The sequence below is a fragment of the Corynebacterium sp. MSK122 genome, from assembly GCF_030229435.2.
GTDB classification, from domain to species: domain Bacteria; phylum Actinomycetota; class Actinomycetes; order Mycobacteriales; family Mycobacteriaceae; genus Corynebacterium; species Corynebacterium marquesiae.
Genome location: NZ_JASPHV020000076.1, coordinates 1 through 341, shown reverse-complemented (window position 1 = coordinate 341; position 341 = coordinate 1). Strand labels below are relative to the sequence as shown.

General features: G+C 56.9%; 1 pseudogene. It reads left to right on the top strand.

What is annotated here, in order from left to right:
• A pseudogene (locus QP934_RS11530) lies at positions 1 to 341 on the top strand (IS3 family transposase); the annotation flags it as partial.

Here is a 341-nt window from a genome sequence, read left to right as displayed (position 1 = left end):
CATCAGAGAATCTGGTCAGCGGATGGTCGAGGAAATGGCGTAATGGTGGCGATGAGGCACTAAAACCGAAGCCGAAGGGCAGGCCCAAGGGCTCGGTCACGCCGAAGCCGCTCTCGGAGGAAGCGAAGCTGCGTCGCCAGATCGCGCGGTTGGAAGCGGAAAACGCATATCTAAAAAAATTGCGGGACTTGAGGAATCAGGGACACGCCTGAAGGTTCAGGCGATTGTCATCCTCAAGTCACGGCATCGTCTGCAATACCTTTTGGATGCGGCAGGCATGCCGAGATCAACGTTCTTCTACCACCAGAAACGACTGCGCGAGCCGGATAAGCACGCTGCGC